The organism is Stutzerimonas stutzeri, from assembly GCF_002890915.1.
GTDB lineage: Bacteria > Pseudomonadota > Gammaproteobacteria > Pseudomonadales > Pseudomonadaceae > Stutzerimonas > Stutzerimonas stutzeri_AF.
In genome coordinates this window covers 60,738-86,990 of record NZ_POUT01000006.1, presented here as the reverse complement: position 1 = coordinate 86,990, position 26,253 = coordinate 60,738, and the positions used below count along the sequence as shown (strand labels likewise).

The 26,253-nt window shown below is 66.3% G+C and carries 24 protein-coding genes; 15 read left to right on the top strand and 9 right to left on the bottom strand.

Annotation, left to right across the window (positions count from 1 at the left end; genetic code table 11):
* Positions 1 to 59 precede the first annotated feature (59 nt).
* The 3 genes from CXK94_RS12115 to CXK94_RS12105 all read right to left on the bottom strand — a co-directional run bounded on the left by CXK94_RS12115 (position 60) and on the right by CXK94_RS12105 (position 3,639).
* Positions 60 to 548: a TIGR00645 family protein gene (locus tag CXK94_RS12115; RefSeq protein WP_102894538.1), complete on the bottom strand. Its 489-nt coding sequence runs from the start codon at positions 546 to 548 to the stop codon at positions 60 to 62.
* A gap of 162 nt (positions 549 to 710) precedes the next feature.
* Positions 711 to 1,046, bottom strand: a complete 336-nt coding sequence (locus tag CXK94_RS12110; RefSeq protein ID WP_037038348.1) for a hypothetical protein — start codon at positions 1,044 to 1,046, stop codon at positions 711 to 713.
* Between the two features lie 160 nt (positions 1,047 to 1,206).
* Positions 1,207 to 3,639 carry a Lon protease family protein gene (locus CXK94_RS12105; protein ID WP_102894537.1) on the bottom strand — a complete coding sequence of 811 codons (2,433 nt, stop codon included), beginning with the start codon at positions 3,637 to 3,639 and terminating at the stop codon, positions 1,207 to 1,209.
* Between the two features lie 323 nt (positions 3,640 to 3,962).
* Here CXK94_RS12105 and CXK94_RS12100 point away from each other — a divergent pair, with 323 nt between their 5' ends.
* From CXK94_RS12100 to CXK94_RS12075, 6 genes are all read left to right on the top strand, one after another.
* Positions 3,963 to 4,991, top strand: a complete 1,029-nt coding sequence (locus CXK94_RS12100) for a cytochrome-c peroxidase (protein WP_037038346.1) — start codon at positions 3,963 to 3,965, stop codon at positions 4,989 to 4,991.
* A 139-nt stretch (positions 4,992 to 5,130) separates the two neighbouring features.
* Positions 5,131 to 5,466: a hypothetical protein gene (locus tag CXK94_RS12095; protein WP_102894536.1), complete on the top strand. Its 336-nt coding sequence runs from the start codon at positions 5,131 to 5,133 to the stop codon at positions 5,464 to 5,466.
* A 170-nt stretch (positions 5,467 to 5,636) separates the two neighbouring features.
* Positions 5,637 to 6,506, top strand: coding sequence for a c-type cytochrome (locus CXK94_RS12090; RefSeq protein WP_037038344.1), 870 nt, complete (start codon positions 5,637 to 5,639; stop codon positions 6,504 to 6,506).
* Positions 6,507 to 6,561: 55 nt separating this feature from the next.
* Positions 6,562 to 7,935: a cbb3-type cytochrome c oxidase subunit I gene (locus CXK94_RS12085; RefSeq protein WP_102894535.1), complete on the top strand. Its 1,374-nt coding sequence runs from the start codon at positions 6,562 to 6,564 to the stop codon at positions 7,933 to 7,935.
* 7 nt (positions 7,936 to 7,942) lie between these two features.
* Complete coding sequence (locus CXK94_RS12080; RefSeq protein WP_102894534.1) at positions 7,943 to 8,758, top strand: CbbQ/NirQ/NorQ/GpvN family protein; 816 nt, start codon at positions 7,943 to 7,945, stop codon at positions 8,756 to 8,758.
* A 14-nt stretch (positions 8,759 to 8,772) separates the two neighbouring features.
* A complete protein-coding gene (locus CXK94_RS12075; RefSeq protein WP_102894533.1) occupies positions 8,773 to 10,806 on the top strand; it encodes a nitric oxide reductase activation protein NorD in 2,034 nt (677 codons plus the stop codon).
* A 9-nt stretch (positions 10,807 to 10,815) separates the two neighbouring features.
* Here the strand turns inward: CXK94_RS12075 and mscL are convergent, their stop codons facing one another.
* Positions 10,816 to 11,229: a large-conductance mechanosensitive channel protein MscL gene (gene mscL, locus CXK94_RS12070; protein ID WP_102894532.1), complete on the bottom strand. Its 414-nt coding sequence runs from the start codon at positions 11,227 to 11,229 to the stop codon at positions 10,816 to 10,818.
* Positions 11,230 to 11,448: 219 nt separating this feature from the next.
* Here mscL and CXK94_RS12065 point away from each other — a divergent pair, with 219 nt between their 5' ends.
* Complete coding sequence (locus tag CXK94_RS12065; RefSeq protein ID WP_037038340.1) at positions 11,449 to 11,718, top strand: YdcH family protein; 270 nt, start codon at positions 11,449 to 11,451, stop codon at positions 11,716 to 11,718.
* A gap of 213 nt (positions 11,719 to 11,931) precedes the next feature.
* Here CXK94_RS12065 and CXK94_RS12060 read toward each other — a convergent pair whose 3' ends face one another.
* The gene (locus CXK94_RS12060; RefSeq protein ID WP_102894531.1) at positions 11,932 to 12,366 is read right to left on the bottom strand and encodes a CopD family protein; all 435 of its coding nucleotides are present in this window, start codon (positions 12,364 to 12,366) and stop codon (positions 11,932 to 11,934) included.
* A gap of 116 nt (positions 12,367 to 12,482) precedes the next feature.
* Here CXK94_RS12060 and radA point away from each other — a divergent pair, with 116 nt between their 5' ends.
* On the top strand, positions 12,483 to 13,844 hold the full coding sequence (radA, locus tag CXK94_RS12055) for a DNA repair protein RadA (RefSeq protein ID WP_037038338.1): 1,362 nt from the start codon (positions 12,483 to 12,485) through the stop codon (positions 13,842 to 13,844).
* Positions 13,845 to 14,056: 212 nt separating this feature from the next.
* On the opposite strand, the gene CXK94_RS12050 is transcribed toward radA, so the two are convergent.
* From CXK94_RS12050 to glyA, 3 genes are all read right to left on the bottom strand, one after another.
* Entirely contained in the window at positions 14,057 to 14,425 is a 369-nt protein-coding gene (locus CXK94_RS12050; RefSeq protein WP_102894530.1) for a PilZ domain-containing protein, read from the bottom strand.
* A 74-nt stretch (positions 14,426 to 14,499) separates the two neighbouring features.
* On the bottom strand, positions 14,500 to 14,961 hold the full coding sequence (locus CXK94_RS12045; protein ID WP_102894529.1) for a methyltransferase family protein: 462 nt from the start codon (positions 14,959 to 14,961) through the stop codon (positions 14,500 to 14,502).
* Positions 14,962 to 15,095: 134 nt separating this feature from the next.
* Complete coding sequence (gene glyA, locus CXK94_RS12040) at positions 15,096 to 16,349, bottom strand: serine hydroxymethyltransferase (protein ID WP_037038335.1); 1,254 nt, start codon at positions 16,347 to 16,349, stop codon at positions 15,096 to 15,098.
* Between the two features lie 256 nt (positions 16,350 to 16,605).
* Between glyA and ettA the strand changes: the two genes are divergently transcribed.
* The 6 genes from ettA to gdhA all read left to right on the top strand — a co-directional run bounded on the left by ettA (position 16,606) and on the right by gdhA (position 23,954).
* Positions 16,606 to 18,273: an energy-dependent translational throttle protein EttA gene (gene ettA / locus CXK94_RS12030; protein ID WP_037038334.1), complete on the top strand. Its 1,668-nt coding sequence runs from the start codon at positions 16,606 to 16,608 to the stop codon at positions 18,271 to 18,273.
* A gap of 156 nt (positions 18,274 to 18,429) precedes the next feature.
* Positions 18,430 to 20,418: a biofilm regulation protein phosphatase SiaA gene (gene siaA / locus CXK94_RS12025; RefSeq protein ID WP_102894528.1), complete on the top strand. Its 1,989-nt coding sequence runs from the start codon at positions 18,430 to 18,432 to the stop codon at positions 20,416 to 20,418.
* 24 nt (positions 20,419 to 20,442) lie between these two features.
* Positions 20,443 to 20,985: a biofilm regulation protein kinase SiaB gene (gene siaB / locus CXK94_RS12020; RefSeq protein WP_102894527.1), complete on the top strand. Its 543-nt coding sequence runs from the start codon at positions 20,443 to 20,445 to the stop codon at positions 20,983 to 20,985.
* Between the two features lie 18 nt (positions 20,986 to 21,003).
* Positions 21,004 to 21,381: a biofilm regulation phosphoprotein SiaC gene (siaC, locus tag CXK94_RS12015; protein WP_037038332.1), complete on the top strand. Its 378-nt coding sequence runs from the start codon at positions 21,004 to 21,006 to the stop codon at positions 21,379 to 21,381.
* Between the two features lie 9 nt (positions 21,382 to 21,390).
* On the top strand, positions 21,391 to 22,176 hold the full coding sequence (siaD, locus tag CXK94_RS12010; protein WP_102894526.1) for a biofilm regulation diguanylate cyclase SiaD: 786 nt from the start codon (positions 21,391 to 21,393) through the stop codon (positions 22,174 to 22,176).
* Between the two features lie 440 nt (positions 22,177 to 22,616).
* The gene (gdhA, locus tag CXK94_RS12005) at positions 22,617 to 23,954 is read left to right on the top strand and encodes an NADP-specific glutamate dehydrogenase (RefSeq protein ID WP_102894525.1); all 1,338 of its coding nucleotides are present in this window, start codon (positions 22,617 to 22,619) and stop codon (positions 23,952 to 23,954) included.
* 284 nt (positions 23,955 to 24,238) lie between these two features.
* On the opposite strand, the gene CXK94_RS12000 is transcribed toward gdhA, so the two are convergent.
* Positions 24,239 to 25,015, bottom strand: coding sequence for a ferredoxin--NADP reductase (locus CXK94_RS12000; protein ID WP_102894524.1), 777 nt, complete (start codon positions 25,013 to 25,015; stop codon positions 24,239 to 24,241).
* A gap of 96 nt (positions 25,016 to 25,111) precedes the next feature.
* Here CXK94_RS12000 and CXK94_RS11995 point away from each other — a divergent pair, with 96 nt between their 5' ends.
* The gene (locus CXK94_RS11995; protein WP_102894523.1) at positions 25,112 to 26,239 is read left to right on the top strand and encodes a methyltransferase; all 1,128 of its coding nucleotides are present in this window, start codon (positions 25,112 to 25,114) and stop codon (positions 26,237 to 26,239) included.
* Positions 26,240 to 26,253 lie beyond the last annotated feature (14 nt).

The window sequence follows — 26,253 nt, the reverse complement described above, 5'->3', positions numbered from 1 at the left end:
TGGGATAAAAGGTCGGCCAGCCTAGCACAGCTGGGCGAACCCTTGCCGAGCGACGCGAATCAGTGCTTGGTGATCTTGTCCATGTAGCCCATGGCGAATGCCGACAGCACGAACGTCAGGTGGATGATCACGTACCACATCAATTTCTCGCTCTCGATCTGCTGCACGTTCATGAACATGCGCAGCAGGTGGATCGAAGAAATCGCCACGATCGAGGCGGCGACCTTCAGTTTCAGCGAACCGGAGTCCATCTTGCCGAGCCAGTCGAGCTTTTCCTTTCCCTCGTCCACGTCCAGCTGGGAAACGAAGTTCTCGTAGCCGGAGATCATCACCATCACCAGCAGCCCGCCGACCAGGGCCATGTCGATCAGCGACAGCAACGTCAACACCAGATCGGCTTCGCTGATGGACAGAATCATCGGCAGGATATGGAAGATCTCCTGGAAGAACTTGATCGCCAGCGCCAGCAGCGCGAATGCCAGGCCGAAATAGATGGGGGCCAACAGCCAGCGCGCGGCGTACATGGCATTTTCGAGAATGCGCTCCATGGGGTCTCACAAATGGAAATAACGGAACGGCGAGTATACGCAGCGAGGCCGGGCACACAAGGCAAGCCCAGGCGCCGTATGTGCGTGTGGATAAAAACGCCGCGGCGGTGGCGTCACCCCGAAAAAACCGCCCGCTACCCACCGGCTCGAATCGGCTCAGCCCTAGGGGCGCGACTCCCAGCCACCGAGAAAGCGTGCCTGATTGGCATTCACCCGGCGCAGTTCGGCCTGCATGTGCAGCTGCCAGATCGACGGGGCGTCGGATTCGCGATAACCCTGCCCCAGCAGGTTGTCGGCGATCGCCGCAAGCACCGACTCGGCCATCGCCGGCCCGTGAAACGGGCCCTGCACCTTGATGGCGGTGGGTTGTCCATCGGCCAGCCCGGCGGCGCAGAGCAACGTCCATAGGCCGTTGCCGCCCGCCAGCGGACGAATGATGCATTCGATTCGGGTAACCAGTCCCAGGCACTGGCGATTGAGACAAAGGCTATGCGACATGGCAGCGATCCTCGCGTCGGGCTGACGCGGGACACTCCTGACGAATGAGCGCGCAAGCCGGTTTATCCCCTGAAGCTGTGGATAACCTTGTGGATGGCGGGTGGATGCCCTCCTCCACTGCAGACCTGTCGCGCGCGCTATCGTTCCGTTCGAAATCCGCTCAGGGTTTACTTCCTTCCGGCAGCGCCGGCGACTGCGGCGATTCGCCCTTGCCCTCGTCCTCCAGCTCGATCTCGGCGATGTCGCGCAAGCGCTCCACCACGCGGGCATTGACGCTGCCCTTGGGGAAATGTCCCTGTGCGTTGGCCGCGCCGACGTCCTCGCCCACCAGTAGCGACAACGCCTCGTCCACCTGCCGCACCGCGTAGACGTGGAAGCGCTGCTGGCGCACGGCCTCCAGCACGCGCTCGTCGAGCATCAGCGTGGTGACGTTGGCGAACGGGACGATCACGCCCTGCTCGCCGGTCAGCCCGCGCGCCTCGCAGAGCCGGAAGAAGCCTTCGATCTTCTCGTTGACCCCACCGACCGCCTGCACCTCGCCGAACTGGTTGATCGAACCGGTGATGGCGAAGCACTGCTTGAGCGGCGTGCGCGACAGCGCCGAGATCAGCGCGCAGCACTCGCCCAGCGAAGCGCTGTCGCCATCGACGTAGCCGTAGGACTGCTCCAGCGCGATGCTCGCCGAAATCTCCAGCGGAAACTCCTGGGCGTAGCGGCTGCCGAGGTAGCCGGTGAGGATCATCACGCCCTTGGAATGGATCGGCTGGCCGAGATTGACCTCGCGCTCGATGTCGACGATCCCCGAGCCGCCCGGATAGACCGTGGCGGAGATGCGCGCCGGCATGCCGAAGGCCGAGTCGCCGACTTCCAGCACGGTCAGGCCGTTGCACTTGCCGATCGCCGCGCCTTCGCTGTCGATCAGGATCACCCCGGCGAGGATGTCCTCGAGAATCCGCGCCGAAACCCGGCCGGTGCGGGTGGCCTTGGCCTTCAGCGCGCGCTCGATGTGGCCGACGTCGGTCACCTCGTCCTTGGCCAGCTGGCGGATGAAATCGGCCTCGCTGACCAGTTGGAAGAGGTCGCCGATCCGCGCCGACAGGCGTCCCTGGTGTTCGGCCAGCCGCGCGCTGTAGGTCGCCAGACGCGCCACCGCGGCGGCGCTGAGCGGCGCCATGCCTTCCTCCGAGGTGCGGGTCTTCATCAGCTGGGCGAACTGCTCGAGGCTGTCCTCGGCCAGCGGGATGTCCTCGTCGAAGTCCACCAGCACGCGGAACATCTCCTGGAAGTCCGGATCCAGGTCCTGCAGCGTGTAGTAGAGCTGCCGCGAGCCGATGATGATCACCTTGACGTTGAGCGGGATGACCTGCGGCGTCAGCGTCACCGTGGCCAGCCGGCCGAGTTCGGCCAGCGGCGACTCCATCTTCAGCTTGCGCGACTGCAGGGCGCGCTTGAGCGCCTCCCAGACGAAGGGCTCGCCCAGCAGCTTTTCCGCCTCGAGCATGAGGAAGCCGCCGTTGGCACGGTGCAGCGCACCCGGGCGCAGCTGGCGATAGCTGGTGTAGAGCGCGCCCTGGTCGGTGTTGTATTCGATGCGGCCGAACAGGTTGTCGTAGGTCGGGTGCGGCTCGAACACCACCGGCGCACCACCGTCGACCGGGTGGCCGACCACCAGGCTCGGGCTGTATTGCTCCTCGAGCAGCAGGCGGTTCTGCGCTTCCGGGCGGTTCTCGTCCACCAGTTGCTCGACCACGGTCTTCAGCAGGTTGACCTGTACCGCCTGCAGGTAGGCCTCGATGCCGGCGTTTTCCCCGTATTTTTCCGACAGCGGCTCCAGCAGCGGTTGCAGCGCCTGGCTGATGGTCTCGTCATTGAGCTGGCGCAGCTGGTTGGTCGACTCGCGCTTCCACTGCGGCAGGCTCGCCAGCTCCTCGTTCAGGCGCACTTCCAGTGCGGAAATGTCCTCGTGGTAGCGCTCGCGCTCGGCCTCCGGCAGTTGGGCGAACTCGGTCTCGTCCATCGCCTTGCCGTCCTTCATCGGGGTGAAGGCGATATTGCTGCTGTCGCGATAGAGCGCGATTTCCTTCTCCAGCGCCGCCTTCTCGATCACATCCAGCGCCTTGTCGTAACGCTGGTTGAAGGCGCGATCGATGGCGCTCTTCTTCTGCTGGAAGCTGGGGTGCTCGAACACCGCCGGGAAGGTCGCCAGCAGGTTGTCGATCAGCTGCGTGATGTCGGCGATGAACGCCGCGGCGCCGCCGTGCGGCAGCTCCAGCACCCGCGGCTCGCGCGGCTCGTCGAAGTTGTTCACGTAGACCCAGTCCGACGGCGTGTCCAGCCGCTTGCCCTCGGCCTTCAGGTAGCGGCGCACGAAGGAGAAACGCCCGGTGCCCGGCTCGCCCATGACGTACACATTGTAGCCGGGACGCGGCATCGCCACGCCGAACTGCAGCGCCTCGACCGCCCGCTCCTGGCCGAGCACGCCGAGAAACGGCTCGAGCTCGGCGGTGGTCTTGAAGTTGAATTGGCTGGGCTCGAAGGGACGGGTCAGCGCATCGGGTGCCAGGCGCAGGCCGGCAGCGACAGTTTCAGGCATCGGGAATCCTTGCTGGAGTGGCGCACGCGGCCACGATAGATGCCGTCATTCTGGCGTTGCCTCCGCCGCGCCGCAAGGCTGGCGCCCGCGGGTTCCTGCCGGCGCCGCCCGAGCGGCTCCGATCGCCCGACCGACAGGGCGCCGCCAGCGGAATCCCTGCCGATGACGGCGTTTTTCCGAGACGCCTGCCAAAAGCAGCGGCGCCGTCATACCCGGACACAATTCACCGCCCCTGCTTTGCTCATCCGGCTTGATGCAGATCAAGCATCGACTTGACCAAAAGAGGCCTCCTAGGGCTAGCCAACACAAAAGGAGTTTCCGTGATGCGCCCGTCCCTTCCTTTATTGCTTAGCAGCCTACTGTTCGCCGGCGTAGCGAATGCCGATGACCTGCGCGAGCGCGCCAGCGCCATCTTCAAGCCGGTACCGGACAAGGTCACCGAGGTTCGCGGCCAGACAGTCAGCGACGACCAGGCGATGCTCGGCCACAAGCTCTGGTTCGACCCGCGCCTGTCCAGCAGCCACGTGATCAGCTGCAACACCTGCCACAACCTGAGCATCGGCGGCAGCGACAACGTACCGACCTCCATCGGCCACGGCTGGCAGAAAGGTCCGCGCAACTCGCCGACCGTGCTGAACGCCGTGTTCAACGCCGCACAGTTCTGGGATGGCCGTGCCAAGGACCTGCAGGAGCAGGCCAAGGGCCCGGTACAGGCCAGCGTCGAGATGAACAGCACGCCCGAGCGGGTCGTGGCGACGCTCAAGAGCATTCCGGAGTACGCCGCCGAGTTCAAGAAAGCCTTCCCCAACGACAAGGACCCGGTCAGCTTCGACAACATGGCCTACGCCCTGGAAGCCTTCGAAGTCAGCCTGACCACGCCGAATTCGCCGTTCGACCGCTTCCTCAAGGGTGAGGACAAGGCACTGGACGACAAGCAGAAGAAAGGCCTCGCGCTGTTCATGGACGTCGGCTGCATCGCCTGCCACAACGGCGTCAACGTCGGCGGCCAGAGCTACTTCCCGTTCGGCGTGATCAAGAAGCCGGGCGCCGACATCCTGCCGGCCGGTGACAAGGGCCGCTTCACGGTCACCAACACCGCCGACGACGAGTACGTGTTCCGCGCCGCACCGCTGCGCAACATCGCCCTGACGCCGCCGTACTTCCACAGCGGTGAAGTCTGGGAGCTGGAACAGGCCGTGGCGATCATGGGTGACAGCCAGCTCGGCCGTCAGCTCAACGATGACGAAGTCAGCGCCATCACCGCGTTCCTCCACAGCCTCACCGGCGAGCAACCGCAGGTGGCCTACCCGACCCTGCCGGCCAGCACGGCGACCACGCCGAAGCCGGAATAACCACCCGGTCCTTCCCGGCGCCTCGCGCCGGGAAGGTTTTTTGCGTCTGAGCGGCACGCCCCTTACACGCGCGCCCCAAATTGGACCACCCCCAACACCTCGTCTACGCTCAAGACCAAGCAACAACGGCGGAACAGCCATGGCCTTGAAGCACGCGCAATCGGGCGAAGTGGTCGACCTGCTTTGCGCAGGGCAGTTGCCCACCCTCAAGTCTCAAGCGATCGTCAGCGCCCCCCGCATCGAGGTCATGCGCCTGGTACTAAGCGCCGGCCATGTCGTTCCCGGCCATGCCGTGCCGGGTCCCATCACCATCCATTGCCTGCAGGGCGCGATCGAGGTCCAGGTCGACGACGACTGGCGGCCGTTGCGCGCCAACGAGCTGATCTACCTGGCCGAGCAGACCAGGCATGCCCTGCGCTTGCTGGCGGACTCGATCGTACTGGTCACGCTGGTACGCCTGCCGCCCGGTGGCTAGCGCCACCGCCGCCAACGACTCGGCAGAAGGAGAACAGCTTGGAAAAGGCCCTGAGGATTCTCAGCTTCGTGGTTCTTGCGCTGATGCTCGCCGCCGCGCTCTATGCCGGCGCTATCGGCATCATTCACTGGTCAGGCATCGGCGTTTGATCCGCCGTTGAGGCGCTCCCAATGAACAAGCGACAAACGCGTTTCTTCGCCATCATTTCCACCCTCGTCGCCACGGCGGTCTTTCTCGGGCTCACGGTGGACAGTCACCGGCAGTTTCCCGCCCTGACCAATGCCGAGGCCATCACCCCCGAAGTCACCCGCGGCAAGGATGTCTGGCACGCGAAAAACTGCATCAACTGCCATACGCTCTTCGGCGAGGGGGCCTACTACGCCCCGGACCTGACGAAAATCTCCCAGCACCGCGGCGCGCCCTACCTCACCGCCTTTCTCAAGGACCCGGCGAAGTTCTACGACGAGCAGCGCCACCGCCGGCTGATGCCGGACCAGGACCTGAGCGACGAGGAGATCGCCGCGCTGATCGCCTTCTTCGACTGGGTCGCCAGTGTCGACAACCAGGGCTGGCCGCCACGCCCGATCCTGGTGACCGGCTCGTCGATCCCCGGCACCGACCTGACCCTGGCGCAGCAGGACGCCTCCGGCCCCGGCCACGCACCCGAACAGATGCCGCCCGGCGCACGACCGGTCAGCGGCGGCGAAGCCCCCATCGCCCAGGGCGAAGCCCTGTTCCGCACGGTGACGCCGGCCTGCAATGCCTGCCACTCCATCGCCCCCGGGGTCAACCTGGCGGGGCCGACGCTGGCCGGCATCGCCACGCGGGCCGAACGGACCATCGCCTCGGCGGACTACCAGGGCGGCGCCGAGAGCGTCGAGGCGTACATCCGCGAATCCATCGTCACGCCCAGCGCCTACCTGCATCCTGGCGAGATGTATTCGGCGGGCGGCACCTCGTTCATGCCGAACACCTATGCCCAGTCGCTGAGCGACGAACAGCTCGACCAACTGGTCGCGTACCTCGCGACATTCAAATAACAGCGACCCCGCCGCGCTCTCGGGGCGCCGGGAAGACACTTGCAGAGGTCAGGCCATGCGCTACCAATCACAGTCCGTCGCTTACTGGTACTTCGCCGTCGCCATGGTGCTGTTCGGCCTGCAACTGGTGTTCGGCCTGCTCTCGGCGGCGAAGTACCTGGGCCCCGATCCATTGCTGTCCATCCTGCCGTTCGACGTCACCAAGGTGATCCACACCAACCTGCTGATCGTCTGGGTGCTCACCGGCTTCATGGGCGCCACCTACTGGATGGTGCCCGACGAGTCGCGCACCGAGCTGCACAGCACCAGGCTCGCCTACCTCCAGCTCGGCCTGTGGACCGCCATGGGCGTCACCGCGATCATCGGCTACCTGTTCCGCTACGGCACCGGCAACAAGCTGCTGGAACAACCGCTGCCGCACAAGCTGGTCATCGTCGTCTGCATGCTGATCTTTCTCTACAACATCGGCATGACCATCCGGAAATCCGGGCGCTTCACCACCACCGAAGGCGTGCTGCTGCTCGGCCTGCTCAGCAGCGCCGTGCTGTTCCTCCCCGCGCTGCTGCATTACGAGAACTACACGGTATCCATCTTCTACCGCTGGTGGACCATCCATCTCTGGGTCGAAGGCGTGTGGATGATGATCATGGGCGCCTTCCTCGCCTACCTGCTGATCCGCCTGTCCGGCGCGGACCGCGAAGTGCTGGAGAAGTGGCTGTACGTGATCGTCGGCCTGGTGTTCATCGCCGGCATCCTCGGCACCGCGCACCACTACTACTGGGTCGGCGTGCCCTACTACTGGCTGCCGATCGGCGGCTTCTTCAGCGCGCTGGAACCGCTGGCGATCGTCGGCATGGCCATGTACGCCTACGGCGCCATGCGCCGCTCGGGGCTGCGCCATCCCAACGTGCTGGCGCTGCACTGGACGTTGGGCAGCACCGTGTTCACCCTGTTCGGCGCCGGCCTGCTGGGCCTGGCCCATACCTGGCCGAGCATCAACAAGTGGACCCACGGCACCCTGGTCACCGCCATGCACGGCCATGCCGCCTTCTACGGCGCCTACGCCATGATCGTGCTGGCGATGATCAGCTACGCGCTGCCCTCGCTCACCCACAAGCGTCCGGACGAGGGCACCGCCATCGGCTACTGGGCCTTCTGGCTGCAGCTGGCCGGCATGTTCGGCATGACCATCTCCTTCGCCACCGCCGGCATCGGCCAGGTGTACCTGGAGCGGATCATGGGCGTGGGCTATCTGGATGCGCAGCTCAAGATCCAGATCCACTTCGTGATGCTGATCGCCACCGCCAGCGTCTTCGCCACCGGCGTGGGGCTGTATATCTACGACTTCTTCCGCTACCGACCGCGCTTCGAAGCACTGAGCGAAGAGCCGGCGCCGAACGGCGGCCTCGCTGTCGACCGGACCACCTGAGGTGGGCATGGATCGCGCACTGCGCAGCCTGTCCGCGCGCCAGCTGGCGGAGGAGCCCTGGTACCGGCCGGCCGGCAACGAGATCGCCCTGTTCGAGCAGTGCCATGCCCGGGGCCTGGCGGTCATGCTCAAGGGCCCGACCGGCTGCGGCAAGACCCGCTTCGTCGAACACATGGCCTGGCGGCTCGGCCGGCCGCTGGTGACCATTCCCTGCCACGACGACCTGGCGGCCAGCGACCTGATCGGCCGCTACCTGATCCGCCATGACGGCACCGTCTGGCAGGACGGGCCGCTGACCCGCGCCGTGCGCGAAGGCGCCATCTGCTACCTGGACGAGGTCGTCGAGGCGCGACAGGACACCGTGGTGGTGCTGCACGCGCTGACCGATTACCGGCGCATGCTGCCGATCGACAAGACCGGCGAGACCATCGAGGCGGCGCCCGGCTTTCAACTGGTGGTGTCCTACAACCCCGGCTACCAGCGCATGCTCAAGGACCTGAAACCCAGCACCCGCCAGCGCTTCGTCGCCATGGACCTGGACTTCCCCGCGCCCGAACAGGAGGCGCTGATCGTGCAGCACGAGAGCGGCGCCGACCCGGCCATCGCCAGGGGCCTGGTCAGCCTGGCCGGGCGCATCCGCCAGCTGCGCGACCGCGGCCTGGCGGAAGTGCCGAGCACGCGGCTGCTGATCGCCGCCGCCACCCTGACCAGCTGCGGTATCCCGGTGCGCGAAGCCTGCCATGCGGCCATCGTCTCGCCGCTGTCCGACGAGTCGTCGATGGTCAGCGCCCTGCGCGATCTGGTCGACGGCACCTTCGTCTAGCGGGCCCGACGACGATGGCCGAAGCCGAGGAGCTGGTCAGCGATGCCGCGCGCCATGCGACCATCCAGGCGCAGAAGCTGTGGCGGCGTTACCGGCCACCGGCGAAAGGGCCGCCGACCGCCACCCTTGCCGATGTCGCGCCCCGTCTGGACCTGCTGGTCACCGCGGTAACCGGCGCCAGCTACCCGCTCCGGATCGCCCAGCCGCCCGCCCGGCCCACCTTGCTGGTGCGGTTGTTCCGCCGCGCTCAATACCCCTGGCAGCAACAGCCCGTCCCGGCTACCGATGGTCGGCGCCTGTGGTTGCCGGCGGACTCCGGCATGGCGGATATCGAGTTCGGCAGCGAAGCCTACCGGGTCATGGCCCTGCAGCAGGCGCTGCGCGCCCAGCGCGGCAGCGCCGAACTGTTCGATCCCACCCACCCCCCGCTGCTGGCGGACGCCTGCCTGCTGCTCGAAGCCTGGGCGGCGGACGAGCGGCTGGTGCAAGTACTGCCCGGCATGGCGCCTGCGCTCGAACGATTGCGCCAAACGGCCCTGCAACGACGCCCGCCGCTCTCGAGCTTTTCCCGCTCGCGCCAGCCGCTCGAGGCGCTGCTCAGGCAATTGCTCGCCAGCCCCTGCGGGCATGCGCCGCCAGGCTTCCCGCTCAGCGAATCGCCGGCGCACTCGTTGCAACTGGCCGAAGCGCTGCTGGCCCGCCTGGGTCTTTCGCCCGACGATCGCTCCGGCGGCGACGCCCCGTTGCTCAGGGACTGGTGGACCGGGACCCTGCATGCGCCCGCGCCCGAGCCAGTCATGATGTCGGCGCAGGAAACGTCTACAGCCGATCACGGAAGCGCAGCGCCGCCACGCAGCGCCAGCCTGCCGCGCCGCCCGGACGTCCGCCAGGCGGCCGAAGACGAGGACGACGACAGCGACGGCATCTTCATGGTGCAGGCCGACGAGCCGCACCAGCATGCCGAAGACCCCTTCGGGCTGAACCGCCCGGTCGACCGCGACGAGGACATCAGCGCCGACGAATACGGCGACATGCTCTCGGAGCTGCCGGAGGCACGGCTGGTCGCGACGCCGGGCAGGCCCAGGGAGGTGCTGGTTTCCGACGATCCGCCGGACGGCAATACGCTCATGCAGCTGAAGCGCGCCAGGACCGAAGGCCAGGGCCTGCACTACCCGGAATGGGATTACCGCGCCCAGCACTACCGCCAGCCCGGCGCCATCGTCAGGGAGCTGCCGAACCTGCCGGGCTCCCAGCGCTGGGTGGACGACACACTGAACGAGCACCGCGCGCTGCTCGGACAGATCAGGCGGCACTTCGAAATGCTCAGTGCGCGCCGCGTCACCCGCCGGCGGCAACTGGACGGGGACGAGGTCGACCTGGGCGCCTACATCGACAGCTACGCCGACTTCCGTGCCGGCGGCTCGCTGTCCGAGAAGTTGTACCAGACCCGTCGCACGATGGAACGGGACCTGGCCATCACCCTGCTGATCGATATCAGCGGCTCCACCGACGGCTGGATATCGGCCAACCGCCGCATCATCGACGTGGAGCGCGAAGCCCTGCTGCTGGTCTGCATCGCCCTCGAAGGCATGGGCGAGCCCTACGCCGTGCAGGCATTTTCCGGCGAGGGCCCCGACGCGGTGATCGTGCGGCAGCTCAAGGCCTTCGACGAAGGCTTCGGCAACGACGTGGCGCTGCGCATCAGCGCGCTGGAGCCGGAGCACTACACCCGCGCCGGCGCCGCCATCCGCCACGCCAGCAGCGGCCTGCTGCGACAGGGCGCCAGCCATCGCCTGCTGCTGCTGTTGTCCGACGGCAAGCCGAACGACAAGGATGAATACGAAGGCCGCTACGGCGTGGAAGACATGCGCCAGGCGGTCACCGAAGCCACCCTGCAGGGCATCTCGACGTTCTGCCTGACCATCGACCGCCAGGCCGCCAACTACCTGCCCGGCGTCTTCGGCACCGGGCAATACGCCCTGCTGCCCCGTCCCGAGCTGTTGCCCGGCGTGCTGCTGGACTGGCTTCGGCGGCTGGTGGTGCGTTGAGGCAACGCCTCAGGGGCGCCCGCTGCGCTCCTTGAGCAGGTCGCGGATCTCGGTCAGCAGGAGTTCTTCCTTGGTCGGCGCCGGCGGCGCGGACGGAGCCTCGGCCTCCTTGCGCTTGAGGTGGTTGAGTGCCTTGATCGCGATGAAGATGGCAAAGGCGATGATCAGGAAGTCCACCACGGTCTGGATGAAGGCCCCGTAGCGCAGCAGCACCGCCGGCGCATCCCCCACGGCCTCCTTGAGCACGATGGCCAGATCGGAGAAATCCACCCCGCCGATCAACAGGCCTAACGGCGGCATGACCACCCCGTCGACGAACGACGAGACGATCTTGCCGAACGCCGCGCCGATGATGATACCCACGGCCATGTCGACCACGTTGCCCCTGACGGCAAACGCCTTGAATTCGCTGATCAGACTCATATCGAAAAATCCTGTATCGCTGATGGGCTTGCCTCTGCGCGGTCACCACCCAGGTGGCGCGGGCCGTTCTAGAGCATAGGCGGCCTTCGGAGCGCAGGCCAGAGGAGCCTCGCTCGTCGGCGAAATCGCGCGGATGACGTTCGCTTGATCGCCGTCAACCGGATAACGCGGGCGCCAGACTAAGGTATGGCTTTCCCGATAACCCCCGGAGCAGCCTCCATGCATGTCGAACACCATCCATTGATCAACGATTTCCCTGAAAAGCGCGAGCAACTGCAGAAACTGCGCCAGGAAGATCCGGCCTTCGCACGCAAGGCTGAAGAGTATGAAGCCCTGGACAAGCGCATCTGCCGCGTGGAAGACGGCGTCGAGACTCTGGATGACGCGGCACTGAACGCGCTCAAGCAGGAGCGCGTGAACATGAAGGACGACATCGCCCGCGACCTCAAGCGCGCCTCGGGCAGCTGCTGCGGCGGTTGCTGCGGCTGAGCCGGTAGACACTCCCGCGAAGCCCGCCGCCATGGCGGGCTTTTTCGTTGCTCCGTGGTCTTGGCCCTGGAGAACGTAGGTTGGGTTGAGGAGCGAAGCGACGAAGCCCAACATGTTCGTGCCCCCCTGTTGGGCTTCGCTGCGCTCAGCGCCAACCTACCCGCATGTGCCCGTTCGGCAGCGGCTCGCGAATGGCATAGGCAGCGTGGTGATCTAGAACACCCCACCGAACCTGAACCCCGCCCCGACCCAGACGAATGCCACCGCCGTCAGGGTGATCAGCACGATATGCAGCCCCAGCTGCGGCAGCCGCCGGGCATCGAGCCTGGGGATCAATGCCAGCCGCGCATGCACCCCGAGCAGGGCGGTGAAGCCCAGCAGCGCCAGCTTGGCCTGCACCAGATGGGCGATGGGTGAATCGCCGAACCACTGCGCATGGGGCAGCCACAAGCTCGCCATCCACAGACCGGTGACGATCTGCAGCAGCAGCGCCGGGATACCGATGCGCTCGTAGATCTGCTCGAAACCGCGTACCGGCTGCGGATCGCGCCGGCGTAGCGCGCCGGGCAGGACACCCAGCAGCAGCACCAGATGACCACCGACCCAGACACAGGCGCCCAGCAGATGAAGAAACAGCAGATAGCGCATGGCTCTCGCTCCCGTCCCATTTGTTCACAGTCTGACGACTCGTACGCCACTTGTGGCTGATGGCAATCAAGTCAGCCGTTATCATGCGACTCCATTCCCCCGACCCGGAGTTTCCCATGGCCAAGGCCAAGCGCATGTATGGCTGCACCGAATGCGGCTCGACCTTTCCCAAGTGGGCCGGCCAGTGCGGCGACTGCGGTGCCTGGAATACCCTGGTGGAAACCCTCGTCGACAGCGCCGCACCGTCCTCGGGGCGCGCCGGCTGGGCCGGCGACCAGGCCAATATCAAGACCCTCGCCGAAGTCAGCGTCGAGGAGGTGCCGCGTTTCTCCACCGCCTCCGGCGAGCTGGACCGCGTGCTCGGTGGCGGCCTGGTCGATGGCTCGGTGGTGCTGATCGGCGGCGACCCGGGCATCGGCAAGTCCACCATCCTGCTGCAGACGCTGTGCGCCATCGCCCAGCGCTTCCCGGCGCTGTACGTCACCGGCGAGGAATCGCAGCAGCAGGTGGCCATGCGCGCGCGGCGGCTGGACCTGCCGCAGGACCGGCTCAAGGTGATGACCGAGACCTGCATCGAATCGATCATCGCCACCGCGCGCCTGGAAAAGCCCAAGGTGATGGTGATCGACTCGATCCAGACCATCTTCACCGAGCAACTGCAGTCCGCCCCCGGCGGCGTCGCCCAGGTACGCGAGAGCGCCGCGCTGCTGGTGCGCTACGCCAAGCAGAGCGGCACGGCGATCTTCCTGGTCGGCCACGTCACCAAGGAAGGCGCGCTGGCCGGTCCACGGGTGCTCGAACACATGGTCGACACCGTGCTGTATTTCGAGGGTGAATCCGACGGCCGCCTGCGGCTGCTGCGCGCGGTGAAGAACCGCTTCGGCGCGATCAACGAGCTGGGCGTGTTCGGCATGACCGACAAGGGCCTGAAGGAAGTCACCAACCCCTCGGCGATCTTCCTCACCCGCGCCCAGGAAGCGGTGCCCGGCAGCGTGGTCATGGCCACCTGGGAAGGCACCCGGCCGATGCTGGTGGAAGTGCAGGCGCTGGTCGACACCAGCCACCTGGCCAACCCGCGCCGCGTCACCCTCGGCCTCGACCAGAACCGCCTGGCCATGCTGCTGGCCGTGCTGCACCGCCACGGCAGCATCCCCACCTACGACCAGGACGTGTTCATCAACGTGGTGGGCGGCGTGAAGGTGCTGGAGACGGCGGCGGACCTGGCGCTGATGGCGGCGGTGATTTCCAGCCTGCGCAATCGGCCGCTGGATACCGACCTGCTGGTGTTCGGCGAGGTCGGCCTGTCCGGCGAAATCCGCCCGGTGCCGAGCGGCCAGGAACGCCTGAAGGAAGCCGCCAAGCACGGTTTCAAGCGTGCCATCGTGCCCCGGGGCAACGCGCCGAAGGAAGCGCCGGCCGGTCTGCAGATCATTGCCGTGACGCGCCTGGAACAGGCACTGGACGCGTTGTTCGAATAAGGTCGCCTCATTGGCGTGCGCAACGCTTGGTGCGGGGCGCGATCCAGGGTTCGGTCGCTTTGAGGGAGATGCCGCCCCGGGGCGATGCTCTGAGCCCCGGGCAGGCCTGGCGGCCTGCATCGCCGCGAGGGCGCGCCTCCCACTGGGTTCGGCGTGGGGCTCGCAGCTTTTGTGGGTGGCCCGACCTCGGGGCGATGCTTTTTAGAGTGGGTTCAGCTGCCGCCCAACGCCGCCAGCTCGCGGTCCAGCAGCTGCTCGTCGCCCAGATTGAGCTCGACCAGGCGCCGCAGATGGGCGATCGAATCGAGGTCGATGTGCCGACAGACGAAACCGATCAGTTCGCCCACCTCGTGGGTCATCGCCACCTGCATGCACACCTCGGCGTCGTCGGCCAGGCGCACCCGCGCCTCGAACAGCTGCGTCGAATCGGCATCCCACTGCGCGGGCCGGCGGACCAGCAGTCCCTTGAGCGACAGGTCGTGCAGTTCGACCGGCCAGCGGCGTTCGCCCTGGACCAGCTCGGTGGCGGCGTCGAATTCGATGCGCTGGAAGCGCCGGCGCTCGCTGGGGGTATTGCTCATCGGGAATCACTCCGCAGGGGCTGGGTCTGCTGACCCTAGCTTCACTATAGACAACGGTGTCAGGTCGCCCGCGGTCACAACCAGCGGCGCACGCGCCGGCAATAGTCGCGATAGTCGTCGCCGAACAGCCGGGTGAGGAGACGCTCTTCGTGCACGATCACGCCACGCTGCATGGCATAGATCACGGCGGGCAGCAGCAGCCACGGCCAGGGACTGCCCCATAGCAGCGCGATGCCGCAGTAGATCAGGCTGTCGGCCAGGTAGATCGGATTGCGCGAGAAGCGGAATGGGCCTTCCTCCAGCAGCCTGGCCGGCTCGCCGTAAGGGTTGACCGTGGTCTTGCGCCAGAGCATCAGCAACCCGGCCCAGAGCATCAGCAGCACCCCGGCATCGATCAGCCCCCAACCGAGGTAGTGCGTCCAGAGGTTGCGCGGCAGCGCAATCGGCAGCAGCGCATCGAGCGCCCAGGCCGCAGCGAGGAACAGCAGGTAGATGACCGGTGGCGGCAGGATCACGCCAGTGGCGCGCTTGAGCATGAAAGGACTCCGAACGGGCGGGTTATCGGAGTCTACCGCGTACCGCCATCGATGCGACGACCATGATCAAGGTGGCGGGAGCAGACAGCAGAAAGCCCGCTTGCGCGGGCTTTCCGTTTGCAACGTCCGGACGCTTAGTTGCCGTACACCGGGAACTTGGCGCAGACGGCCTGGACCTTGGCGCGCACCGCGTCGATCACCGACTCGTCGCCCATCTTGTCGAGGATGTCGCAGATCCAGCCGGCCAGTTCGCGGCACTCGGCTTCCTGGAAGCCGCGGGTGGTGACCGCCGGGGTGCCGATACGCAGGCCGGAGGTAACGAACGGCGAGCGCGGGTCGTTCGGCACGCTGTTCTTGTTGACGGTGATGAAGGCGCGGCCGAGGGCGGCGTCTGCGTCCTTGCCGGTGATGTCCTGCTTGATCAGGCTGAGCAGGAACAGGTGGTTCTGCGTGCCGCCGGAGACCACGTCGAAGCCGCGCTGGATGAACACCTCGGCCATGGCCTGGGCGTTCTTCACCACCTGCTGCTGGTAGGCCTTGAATTCGGGCTGCAGGGCTTCCTTGAAGCACACCGCCTTGGCCGCGATGACGTGCTCCAGCGGGCCGCCCTGGGCACCGGGGAAGACCGCGGAGTTGAGCTTCTTCTCGATCTCCTCGTTCTTCTTGGCCAGGATCAGGCCGCCGCGCGGGCCGCGCAGGGTCTTGTGGGTGGTGGTGGTGACCACGTCGGCGAACGGCACCGGGTTCGGGTACACACCCGCGGCCACCAGGCCTGCGACGTGGGCCATGTCGACGAACAGGTAGGCACCGACCTTGTCGGCGATGGCGCGGAAACGGGCGAAGTCCAGCTTCTGCGAGTAGGCGGAGAAGCCGGCGACGATCATCTTCGGCTTGTGCTCGACGGCCAGGCGCTCGACTTCGTCGTAGTCGATCAGGCCTTGGTCGTTGATGCCGTACTGCACGGCGTTGTACAGCTTGCCGGAAGAGGACACGCTGGCGCCATGGGTCAGGTGACCGCCGTGGGCCAGGCTCATGCCGAGGATGGTGTCACCGGCGTTGAGCAGCGCCAGGTAGACGGCGCTGTTGGCCTGCGAGCCGGCATGCGGCTGGACGTTGGCGTAGTCGGCGCCGAACAGCTCCTTGGCGCGGTCGATGGCCAGCTGCTCGACCACGTCGACGTGCTCGCAGCCACCGTAGTAGCGCTTGCCCGGGTAGCCTTCGGCGTACTTGTTGGTCAGCACGCTGCCCTGGGCTTCCATCACCGCCGGGCTGGTGTAGTTCTCCGAGGCGATCAGCTCGATGTGGTCTTCCTGACGCTTGGCTTCCTGCTGCATGGCAGCGAAGAGTTCGGCGTCGAAGCGTTCGATGGTCAAGTCACGGCTGAACATGGCAGTCCTCTGAGATCAGCTGGCGGTATAAAAGAGAGGCGCGGATTCTACCTCATCCGCCCGCCTGCGGGTATGAGCGATGGTCATGCACAAGATGAACAGTCACTCGCCTGCGCATCCCGGCCCCGGGCGCCGCCGTGGTTTGCCCTGGCCGGAGCATTCGGGTAGCTTTGCGCCCTTTACATGCCGCCCGTTTTCCCCGGCTTTGCCGCCCAGGGCCAGGCATTTTCCACCACTGTCACGGGCATTCGTTTCCATGGCTCAATACGTCTACACCATGCATCGGCTGAGCAAGGTCGTTCCGCCGAAACGCGAGATTCTCAAGAACATCTCCCTGTCGTTCTTCCCCGGCGCCAAGATCGGCGTGCTCGGCCTGAACGGCGCGGGCAAGTCCACCCTGCTGCGCATCATGGCCGGCGTCGACACCGAGTTCGACGGCGAGGCCCGCGCCATGCCGGGCATCAACGTCGGCTACCTGCCGCAGGAGCCGCAGCTCGATCCCGAGAAGAGCGTGCGCGAAGTGGTCGAGGAAGCGGTCGGCGCCATCAAGGAAGCCCAGGAGCGCCTGGACGCGGTCTACGCCGCCTATGCCGAGCCGGATGCCGACTTCGACGCCCTGGCCGCCGAGCAGGCGCGCCTGGAAGCCATCCTGCAGGCCGCCGACGGGCACAACCTGGAGCGCCAGCTGGAAGTCGCCGCCGACGCCCTGCGCCTGCCGGCCTGGGAGGCCAAGGTCGGCCACCTGTCCGGTGGCGAGAAGCGTCGCGTCGCACTGTGCCGCCTGCTGCTGTCGGCCCCCGACATGCTACTGCTGGACGAACCGACCAACCACCTCGACGCCGACTCGGTGGCCTGGCTGGAGCACTTCCTGCACGACTTCCCCGGCACCGTGGTGGCGATCACCCACGACCGCTACTTCCTCGACAACGTCGCCGGCTGGATTCTCGAACTCGACCGCGGCCAGGGCATCCCCTTCGAGGGCAACTACTCGCAGTGGCTGGAGGCCAAGGCCGCGCGCCTGGAGCAGGAAGCCAAGCAGGAATCGGCGCACAAGAAGGCCATGAAGGCCGAGCTGGAATGGGTGCGCCAGGGCGCCAAGGCGCGCCAGTCCAAGTCCAAGGCCCGCCTGGCGCGCTTCGAGGAAATGCAGTCGCAGGAATTCCAGAAGCGCAGCGAGACCAACGAGATCTACATCCCGGCCGGCCAGCGCCTGGGCGACAAGGTCATCGAACTGAAGAACGTGCGCAAGGGCTACGGCGACCGCGTGCTGATCGACGACCTGTCCTTCAGCGTGCCCAAGGGCGCCATCGTCGGCGTGATCGGCGGCAACGGCGCGGGCAAGTCGACGCTGTTCCGCATGCTGATGGGCAAGGAGCAGCCGGATGCCGGCAGCATCGAGATCGGCGAAACCGTGCAACTGGCCTGCGTCGACCAGAGCCGCGACGACCTGGAAGGCAACAAGACCGTCTGGGAAATGGTCTCCGACGGGCTCGACCAGATCCGCATCGGCAACTACGAGGTGCCGTCGCGCAGCTACGTCGGCCGCTTCAACTTCAAGGGCGCCGACCAGCAGAAGTTCGTCAAGGACCTCTCCGGCGGTGAGCGCGGCCGCCTGCACCTGGCGCTGACCCTCAAGCAGGGCGCCAACGTGCTGCTGCTCGACGAACCGTCCAACGACCTCGACGTCGAGACCCTGCGTTCGCTGGAAGAGGCGCTGCTGGACTTCCCCGGCTCGGCCATCGTGATCTCCCACGACCGCTGGTTCCTCGACCGTGTCGCCACCCACATCCTCTCCTACGAGGACGACGGCGGCGTGGTGTTCTTCGAGGGCAACTACAGCGAGTACGAGGCCGATCGCAAGAAGCGCCTCGGCGATGCGGCTGCCCAGCCGCACCGGGTCAAGTACAAGAAGCTGGCCCAGTAATCCAGTACCTGACGGAGCCGAAAGGCTCCGTCTTCGTTTGCTGGAACCTTTTGTCGCTGGTGGCATAGCGCCTTATGCCGGATAATCGCCGCCCCCGATAACACCACCGGTATCTCGCGCCGGACCGGCGACGATGAACAGAGAGCGGAACTCGACATGGCTGCATTAGGATTGCGCGGCAAATCCTTGCTGGCACTGCTGCTGACCAGCCTGCTGGCGTTCGCGCTGGCCTGGGCGATCGGTCGGGAAATCCTCCAGGACATACAGGACCGCTACGGCGAAGCCTTTGCGCAGAACCTCGTGCAGCTCAACCGCGAGCGCCTGTCCGCGCCGGTCAGCCGAGAGCTGGCGCTGACCCAGCGCCTGGCCGAATCGCAGATCACCCGCGCCTGGCTGAGCGACGAGAGCGATCCGAAAAAACGTGCGGCGTTCTTCCAGGAAGCCGCCGGCTATCAACGCGTCTTCGATGGCCGCCTCTACTTCGTCGCCGCGGCGCAGAGCAACGGCTACTATTCCAACCGTCGCGGCGAGGCCTACAGCGACGCACCGCGCTATCTACTCGATCCCCAGGCGGCCCGTGACCAGTGGTTCTTCCAGACCCTGGCCACCGACGCGCCCTACCATCTCAACATCGACCGCGCCGTGCTCACCCACGACCTCAAGCTGTGGATCAACATGCTGGTGCGCGACGCGGACCAGCGAGCGCTGGGCATCGTCGGCACCGGCATCAACCTCAATGCCTTCCTCGAGCAGTTCATCGGCACCGACAAGGTCGGCGTCGAATCCATGGTGCTCGACGTCTATGGCTCGATCCTGGTGCATCCGAACCAGAACCTGATCACGCTCAACGCCGACTCGCCCCAGGGCCGCTCGCTGGCCACCAACATCCTCGGCCTGCTCGACGACATCGACGCCGCCACCACGCTGCGCCAGACCCTGGCGGCCAGCCGTGACGACCCGTCGAGCGTCTACACCCTCAAGCTCAGGTTGGACGGCGAACCCCGCCTGCTGGCGCTGGCCTGGATTCCCGAACTGCAGTGGTTCGTCGCCAGCACGGTCGACCTGAACACCGCGCAGGTCCTCGAACTCAAGCCACTGCTTCCAGCGCTGGGCCTGTTCCTGGTGCTGTTCCTGGCGCTGATCGCGACAGGTGCCTGGCTGGTGGAAAAGCGCCTGCTGAAGCCGCTGCGTCACCTGCGCAGCAGCGCCCAGGCGATGGCCGCCGGGCAGTACGACGCACCGCTGCCGCTCAACCGCGACGACGAGATCGGCGAGCTCAGCGCCGCCTTCGGCGCCATGGCACAGAAGGTGCGCAACCACACCAGCGAGCTGGAAAGCCACGTGCGCGAGCGCACCCGTGAACTGGAACAGGCCAACCGCGAGATGGCCGCCGCGCACAAGAAGATCGACGACTCCATCGACTACGCCAGCCTGATCCAGCGGGCGATCCTGCCGCATCGGCAACTGGTCAGCGCCATGGGCGAGCGCCACGCCGTGCTCTGGCGCCCACGCGACGTGGTCGGCGGCGACTTCTACATCTACCGCGCTGGCGAGCGCGGCTGCCTGTTCGGCGTGGTGGATTGCGCCGGCCACGGCGTACCCGGCGCCCTGATGACGATGCTCGCGCACGCCGCCCTCGACCAGGCCATCGCCGATGCCGGCCTGAGCGACCCGGCCGGCATCCTCGCCCGCAGCGATCGCTTCGTGCGTGGCACGCTGTGCGACGAAACCGCGCAGCTGGCGACCAACATGGACGTCGGCCTGGCCTACGTGGACTTCGAACACCGCGAAGTGACCTTCGCCGGCGCCAAGATCGCGCTGTACTACTGCGACGGCGAAACGGTCGAGGAACTGCCCGCGGCGCGCCGCGCCATCGGCGACAAGCGCATCGGCGAATACCACAATGCCAGGCTGCAGCTGCGCCCCGGCCGTACCTTCTACCTGACCACCGACGGCTTCCTCGACCAGGCCGGCGGCGAATTGGGTTTCGGCTTCGGCAACAGCCGCTTTGCCGATATGATCAGACGCCATGCGCGCCTGCCGCTGGCCGAGCAAGGCGAAGCCTTCAGCGAAGCCCTGGCGCAGTACCAAGGCGGCTACCCCCAGCGCGACGATATTACGATGCTATGTTTCCGCTTCGACTGAACAGGGTCCACCCCGGAGTTGCCCATGGAATCACTTGACCTGTTTGCCATGCGCGAGCGCTACAACCGTCAGCAGATCATGCTCTGCTTCAACGGTCCGATCTCGCGCAGCCTGATCGAGGAAATCGGGAATGCCCTGCGCAACTACCTGGCCGCCGAGCATGCCCATCCCTCGTCCGCGATGGACGTGTTCGCCGTCTATATCGAGATGACGCAGAACATCCGCCACTACACCCGGCAGAAGAACTGGTCCGATCAGGAGGCCGCCGCGACCGTGGTCGTGGCCCGCGACGAGCGCGGCCGCTACGTGGTTTCCGCCGGCAACCTGATCGAGACCGCCGACGGCGAGACGCTGCTCAGCGCCATCCACGACCTGGCCGACCTGGACAAGACCCAGCTCAAGGCGATGTACAAGGAGCAACTGCGCAAGCCGCGCGACGGGCAGACGATATCCGGTGCCGGCCTGGGGCTGATCGACATCGCCAGAAAATCCAGCGAGCCGCTGCAGGCCTCCTTGCAGCCCGTCGCCAACGGGCTGTCCTTCATCAGCCTGAGCGCCGTCATCTGACATTCAAGAGCAACGTACATGAACGACTTTACGATTCCCGGCAGCCAGTCATCCCCCACCATCCAGTCCGACTGGGAGCGTGGCGTGCTGTCCATGCAGGGCGATTCCTACCCGGAAAACTCCTACGAGCTGTTCCACCAGGTGTTCGAATGGATCGAGCGCTTCCTCGGCGAGGCCGCGCGCCCGCTCAACCTGGAACTGCGCCTGCTCTACCTCAACACCAGCAGCATCAAGGCGATGATGGACATCTTCGACCTGCTCGAAGCCGCCTACCGCGATGGCAAGAACGTCGCCGTGAACTGGTATTACGACCGGCGTAACGAGCGCGTGGTAGAGCTGGCCGAGGAATTCAAGGAAGACTGCAGCTTTCCCTTTTCCATCCTCAGTCACGACTAGAAGGTCGATATGCGTGGGCCAACTCCGCTCGAGCAACAGGTCATCATCCTTCTCGACGATCCGCAGCACGAGGGCAATCCACTCAGGGAGGCGCTCGACCAGCTGTGGGACGCCCACAATGACCTGATCGGCCGGATCGAGCGGATCGCCCGGGTGTCCGACGGCTACCAGAGCATCGCGCGCGAGCGCGAGCTGAGCCTGTCCGCACGCCTGGACAAGCAGCTGCGCCAGCTGGAGAAGATCGCGCGCATCTCCGACCGCTACCAGATGATGCTGCGCGACCTGAACATCTCGCTGCACGAGGCCTCCACCCTGGACTCGCTGACCGGCATCGCCAATCGCCGCCTGCTCACCGAGCGGCTGCGCGAGGAAAGCGAGCGGGCCAAGCGCTATGGCCGTCCGATGTGCGTGGTGATGCTGGACATCGACCGCTTCAAGCTGATCAACGACGAGTACGGCCATGAGGTCGGCGACCGCGTGCTGATCGAGGTGGTGCGGGTAATGGAAGCCGAGACCCGCGAACAGGACCTGTGCGGGCGCTGGGGCGGCGAGGAGTTCCTGATCCTCATGCCGGAGAGCAGCGCCGAGGAGGCCGAGGTGGTCATGCAGCGCCTGCGCGACAGCATCGCCGCCCTGGCCGTGCGGGTGAACAACGACCTGCTGAGCGTGACCGCCAGCATGGGCGTGGCCGAGCTGCGCCCCGACGAAACCTACTCCAGCACCATCAACCGCGCTGACGTCGCCCTGCTGCGGGCCAAGCGCAGCGGGCGCAACCGCTGCGAACGGGCCGATTAGCACCCCTGCGAATACGCTCGCCCGGATCATCTCCCGCCTGCCAGCCCGTAGGTTGGGTTGAGCGAAGCGAAGCCCAACGCGCGAAGCCTGAAGCCCGCCGCCGATCCGCGGCATTTTCGCGCAGCCGGTCACGGGCGCGACGCTTGAGCGCCGAGCAGGCGAAGACGCGGCGCCAGCGCCCCGCCGCTACGGGTCTTGCCCCTGCCGCAAACCCCATCACAAGCACGATCACCACACCCCGCTGCGGCGGGCCGAGCGCCCGTGACATGCTCGCGCTTTCCCGCCCGGTCTCATCCGGGCCGTCCATTCGGCACGGATATGGCGCACTAAAAACGAACATAACGCCATAAATCGCACTTTCATGGTGCAAAACAGGTTTGTTACAGTCGCCCGCCAAACTTATTACTGACTGCCGCAGCGCGGTCGCCGAGGGCCTTTAAATGATCGAAACCGTTGATGCCTTTCTCGCCCGACTGAAACAGCGCGACCCTCATCAGCCCGAATTCCACCAGGCCGTGGAAGAAGTCGTGCGCAGCCTCTGGTCGTTCCTCGCGGCCAACCCGCGCTATATGCAGGCCGGCATTCTCGAACGCATGGTCGAGCCGGAGCGGGCCATCCTGTTCCGGGTGCCTTGGGTCGACGATCAGGGCCGGGTCCAGGTCAATCGCGGTTTCCGCATCCAGATGAACAGCGCCATCGGCCCGTACAAGGGCGGCCTGCGCTTCCACCCGTCGGTGAACATCGGCGTACTCAAGTTCCTCGCCTTCGAACAGGTCTTCAAGAACTCCCTCACCTCGCTGCCCATGGGCGGCGGCAAGGGCGGCTCGGACTTCAACCCCAAGGGCAAGAGCGACAACGAGGTGATGCGCTTCTGCCAGTCGTTCATGACCGAGCTGTACCGCCACATCGGTGCCGACCTCGACGTGCCAGCCGGTGACATCGGCGTCGGCGGCCGCGAGATCGGCTTCCTCTTCGGCCAGTACAAGCGCCTGTCCAACCAGTTCACCTCGGTGCTGACCGGCAAGGGCCTGGCCTATGGCGGCAGCCTGATCCGCCCGGAGGCCACCGGCTACGGCTGCGTGTACTTTGCCGAGGAGATGCTCAAGAGCATCCACAGCGGCTTCGAAGGCAAGCGCGTCGCCATCTCCGGCTCCGGCAACGTCGCGCAGTACGCCGCGCAGAAGGTCATGGAACTGGGTGGTCGGGTCATCTCGCTGTCCGACTCCAGCGGCACCCTGCATATCCCCGACGGCCTGAGCGAGGAGCAGTGGGACTACCTGATGGAACTGAAGAACGTCCGTCGCGGCCGTCTCGAGGAAATGGCCGGGCACTTCGGCATGAACTACCTGGCCGACCAGCGCCCGTGGGGCCTGTCCTGCGACATCGCCCTGCCCTGCGCCACGCAGAACGAGCTGGACGGCGCAGACGCCCGCACCCTGCTGAACAACGGCTGCATCTGCGTCGCCGAAGGCGCCAACATGCCGTCGACCCTGGAAGCCGTGGACCTGTTCCTCGAGGCCGGCATCCTCTACGCGCCGGGCAAGGCCTCCAACGCCGGCGGCGTGGCCTGTAGCGGCCTGGAGATGAGCCAGAACGCCATGCGCCTGCACTGGACCGCCGGCGAAGTGGACAGCAAGCTGCACGGCATCATGCAATCGATCCACCACGCCTGCGTCGCCCACGGCGAGGAGAACGGCCGGATCAACTACGTCAAGGGCGCCAATATCGCCGGCTTCGTCAAGGTCGCCGACGCCATGCTGGCGCAGGGCGTGGTCTAGGTTAGCCGCAAGCTCCAAGCTGCAAGCCGCAAGAAAGAGCCCCCGCCGGATCGTCCGCTGGGGGCTTTTCGTTTGGAAAAGCCCGTTCGATCCGTAGGGTGGAAAACGCGCGCAGCGCTTTTCCACGCGGGGACTCGCGCGTGGATGGCTGCGGCCATCCACCCTACGGCCCTGAAGCAGCGGCAAGCCTCGAGCTGCACGCTACAAGCGAAAGCCCCGCCGGATCGCCCGATGGCGACTTTCGCTTTTACTTTTCACTTGCAGCTTGAAGCTTGCAGCCGTCCTTACCAGTAGTTCTCCACCGCCACCTGCCCCGGCCTGCGGGTCAGGCTGAGGTTGAGATCGCGCGCCTTGAGTATGGCGCGGGTGTCCTCGATCATCTGTGGATTGCCGCAGAGCATGATCCGCGAGTGCTGCGGCTCGAAGCGCAGGTCGGCGGCGCGCTCCAGCTCGCCGTTCTCGATCAGCCGGGTGATGCGCCCGTGCAGCATCCCCGGTACCTGCTCGCGGGTCACCACCGGCAGGTAGGTCAGCTTGTCGCCCAGTCCTTCCAGGTAGTCGCGCTGCGGCAGCGCGTGGATCAGCTGCTGGTAGGCCAGCTCGCGGGCCTCGCGCACGCTGTAGACCAGTACGATGCGCTCGAAGCGCTGCCAGGCCTCGAAGTCCTGCAGGATCGAGAGGAACGGCGCGAGGCCGGTGCCAGTGGCCAGCAGCCAGAGATCGCGGCCGTCCGGGAAGCGGTCGAGGGTCAGGTAACCGAAGGCCTGCTTGTCCACCAACAGCTCGTCGCCGGCCTGCAGGCGGCTCAGCTCGCTGGTGAATTCGCCGTCCGGCACCACGATGGAGAAGAAATCGAGAAACTCGTCGTGCGGCGCCGAGACCATCGAATAGGCGCGCCAGACGATGCAGCCGCTGGGCTTGCGCACGCCGAGGCGGGCGAACTGCCCGGCGCTGAAGCGGAAGCCGGGGTCGCGGCTGGTACGCAGGGTGAACAGGTTGGGGGTCAGCGTCTGCACCTCGAGCAGGCGCTGGCGGGTGAACTTCTCTTCGCTGGCGGTCATACTTCGCTCCCTCCGAGCCTCTGCCGGGTCTGCCGCGCGCAGCGCCCGTGAACTCTTGATACTCCTTTCCGACGTCGACAAACACCGCCAGTTCTCATGCCTATTCTCGACACTCCATACGCCAGCCTCGATCTGATCCGCCAGCCGGAGCAGGCCAACGAGCCGTTGCAGGCCTTCGACGCCGCCGACGAGTACCTGCTCGCCACGCTGCACGAACAGCGATTGCCGGCTGCCGCACGGGTGCTGATCCTCAACGACAGCTTCGGCGCGCTGGCCTGCGCGCTCGCCGTTCATGTCGAGGTGACCAGCAGCGGCGACTCGCACCTGGCGTACCTAGCCTTGCAGAAGAACCTGGCGCGCAACGGCCTGGCCGCGGACAGCGTGGCCTTCATCCCGGCCAGCGAAGTGGCGCAGGGGCCGTTCGACCATGTGCTGATCCGCATCCCCAAGACCCTGGCGCTGCTGGAGGAACAGCTGATCCGCCTGCACGGCCAGCTCGCCCCCGGCGCCCGGGTGATCGCCGCGGCGATGGTCAAGCACCTGCCACGCGCCGCTGGCGACCTGCTGGAGAAGTACGTCGGCCCGGTACAGGCTTCACTGGCGGTGAAGAAGGCGCGCCTGCTGTTCGCCACGCCAACGGAGCGGCCGGCGCCAGTCTCGCCCTACCCGACCCGCTATCGCCTGGACGCACCGTCGCTGGAACTGCTCAACCATGCCAACCTGTTCTGCCGCGAGGGCCTGGACATCGGCACCCGCGCCTTCCTGCCGCACCTGCCCAAGGCGCTCGGCGACCTGCGCGTGGCCGACCTCGGCTGCGGCAACGGCGTGCTCGGCATCGTCTATGCGCAGGGCAATCCGCAGGCACGGCTGACCCTGGTGGACGAGAGCTACATGGCGGTGCAGTCGGCGCGGGAGAACTGGCAGGCGCTCCTCGGCGAGCGCCCGGCAGACATCCGCGCCGGCGACGGCCTGGCCGAACAGCCGCCGGCCTCGCTGGACCTGGTGCTGTGCAACCCGCCGTTCCACCAGCAGCAGGTGGTCGGCGACTTCCTCGCCTGGCGCATGTTCAGCCAGGCCAGGACGGCCCTGGCCAAGGGCGGCGAACTGTGGATCATCGGCAACCGCCACCTCGGCTACCACCTCAAGCTCAAGCGCCTGTTCGGCAAGGTCGAGCAGGTCGCGGCGACACCCAAGTTCGTGATCCTGCGGGCGATCAAGGCCTGAGCCTTTCTTCGCCG

Coding starts and splice junctions, on each gene's coding strand:
- glyA (WP_037038335.1), bottom strand. CDS start 16,349: ATGTTCAGCCGTGACTTGACCATCGAACGCTTCGACGCCGAACTCTTC.
- radA (WP_037038338.1), top strand. CDS start 12,483: ATGGCCAAGGCCAAGCGCATGTATGGCTGCACCGAATGCGGCTCGACC.
- gdhA (WP_102894525.1), top strand. CDS start 22,617: ATGATCGAAACCGTTGATGCCTTTCTCGCCCGACTGAAACAGCGCGAC.
- ettA (WP_037038334.1), top strand. CDS start 16,606: ATGGCTCAATACGTCTACACCATGCATCGGCTGAGCAAGGTCGTTCCG.
- CXK94_RS12105 (WP_102894537.1), bottom strand. CDS start 3,639: ATGCCTGAAACTGTCGCTGCCGGCCTGCGCCTGGCACCCGATGCGCTG.
- CXK94_RS12075 (WP_102894533.1), top strand. CDS start 8,773: ATGGCCGAAGCCGAGGAGCTGGTCAGCGATGCCGCGCGCCATGCGACC.
- CXK94_RS12000 (WP_102894524.1), bottom strand. CDS start 25,015: ATGACCGCCAGCGAAGAGAAGTTCACCCGCCAGCGCCTGCTCGAGGTG.
- CXK94_RS12115 (WP_102894538.1), bottom strand. CDS start 548: ATGGAGCGCATTCTCGAAAATGCCATGTACGCCGCGCGCTGGCTGTTG.
- siaB (WP_102894527.1), top strand. CDS start 20,443: ATGGAATCACTTGACCTGTTTGCCATGCGCGAGCGCTACAACCGTCAG.
- CXK94_RS12100 (WP_037038346.1), top strand. CDS start 3,963: ATGCGCCCGTCCCTTCCTTTATTGCTTAGCAGCCTACTGTTCGCCGGC.
- mscL (WP_102894532.1), bottom strand. CDS start 11,229: ATGAGTCTGATCAGCGAATTCAAGGCGTTTGCCGTCAGGGGCAACGTG.
- CXK94_RS12065 (WP_037038340.1), top strand. CDS start 11,449: ATGCATGTCGAACACCATCCATTGATCAACGATTTCCCTGAAAAGCGC.
- CXK94_RS12085 (WP_102894535.1), top strand. CDS start 6,562: ATGCGCTACCAATCACAGTCCGTCGCTTACTGGTACTTCGCCGTCGCC.
- CXK94_RS12045 (WP_102894529.1), bottom strand. CDS start 14,961: ATGCTCAAGCGCGCCACTGGCGTGATCCTGCCGCCACCGGTCATCTAC.
- CXK94_RS12110 (WP_037038348.1), bottom strand. CDS start 1,046: ATGTCGCATAGCCTTTGTCTCAATCGCCAGTGCCTGGGACTGGTTACC.
- CXK94_RS12095 (WP_102894536.1), top strand. CDS start 5,131: ATGGCCTTGAAGCACGCGCAATCGGGCGAAGTGGTCGACCTGCTTTGC.
- CXK94_RS12090 (WP_037038344.1), top strand. CDS start 5,637: ATGAACAAGCGACAAACGCGTTTCTTCGCCATCATTTCCACCCTCGTC.
- siaD (WP_102894526.1), top strand. CDS start 21,391: ATGCGTGGGCCAACTCCGCTCGAGCAACAGGTCATCATCCTTCTCGAC.
- CXK94_RS11995 (WP_102894523.1), top strand. CDS start 25,112: ATGCCTATTCTCGACACTCCATACGCCAGCCTCGATCTGATCCGCCAG.
- CXK94_RS12050 (WP_102894530.1), bottom strand. CDS start 14,425: ATGAGCAATACCCCCAGCGAGCGCCGGCGCTTCCAGCGCATCGAATTC.
- siaA (WP_102894528.1), top strand. CDS start 18,430: ATGGCTGCATTAGGATTGCGCGGCAAATCCTTGCTGGCACTGCTGCTG.
- CXK94_RS12060 (WP_102894531.1), bottom strand. CDS start 12,366: ATGCGCTATCTGCTGTTTCTTCATCTGCTGGGCGCCTGTGTCTGGGTC.
- siaC (WP_037038332.1), top strand. CDS start 21,004: ATGAACGACTTTACGATTCCCGGCAGCCAGTCATCCCCCACCATCCAG.
- CXK94_RS12080 (WP_102894534.1), top strand. CDS start 7,943: ATGGATCGCGCACTGCGCAGCCTGTCCGCGCGCCAGCTGGCGGAGGAG.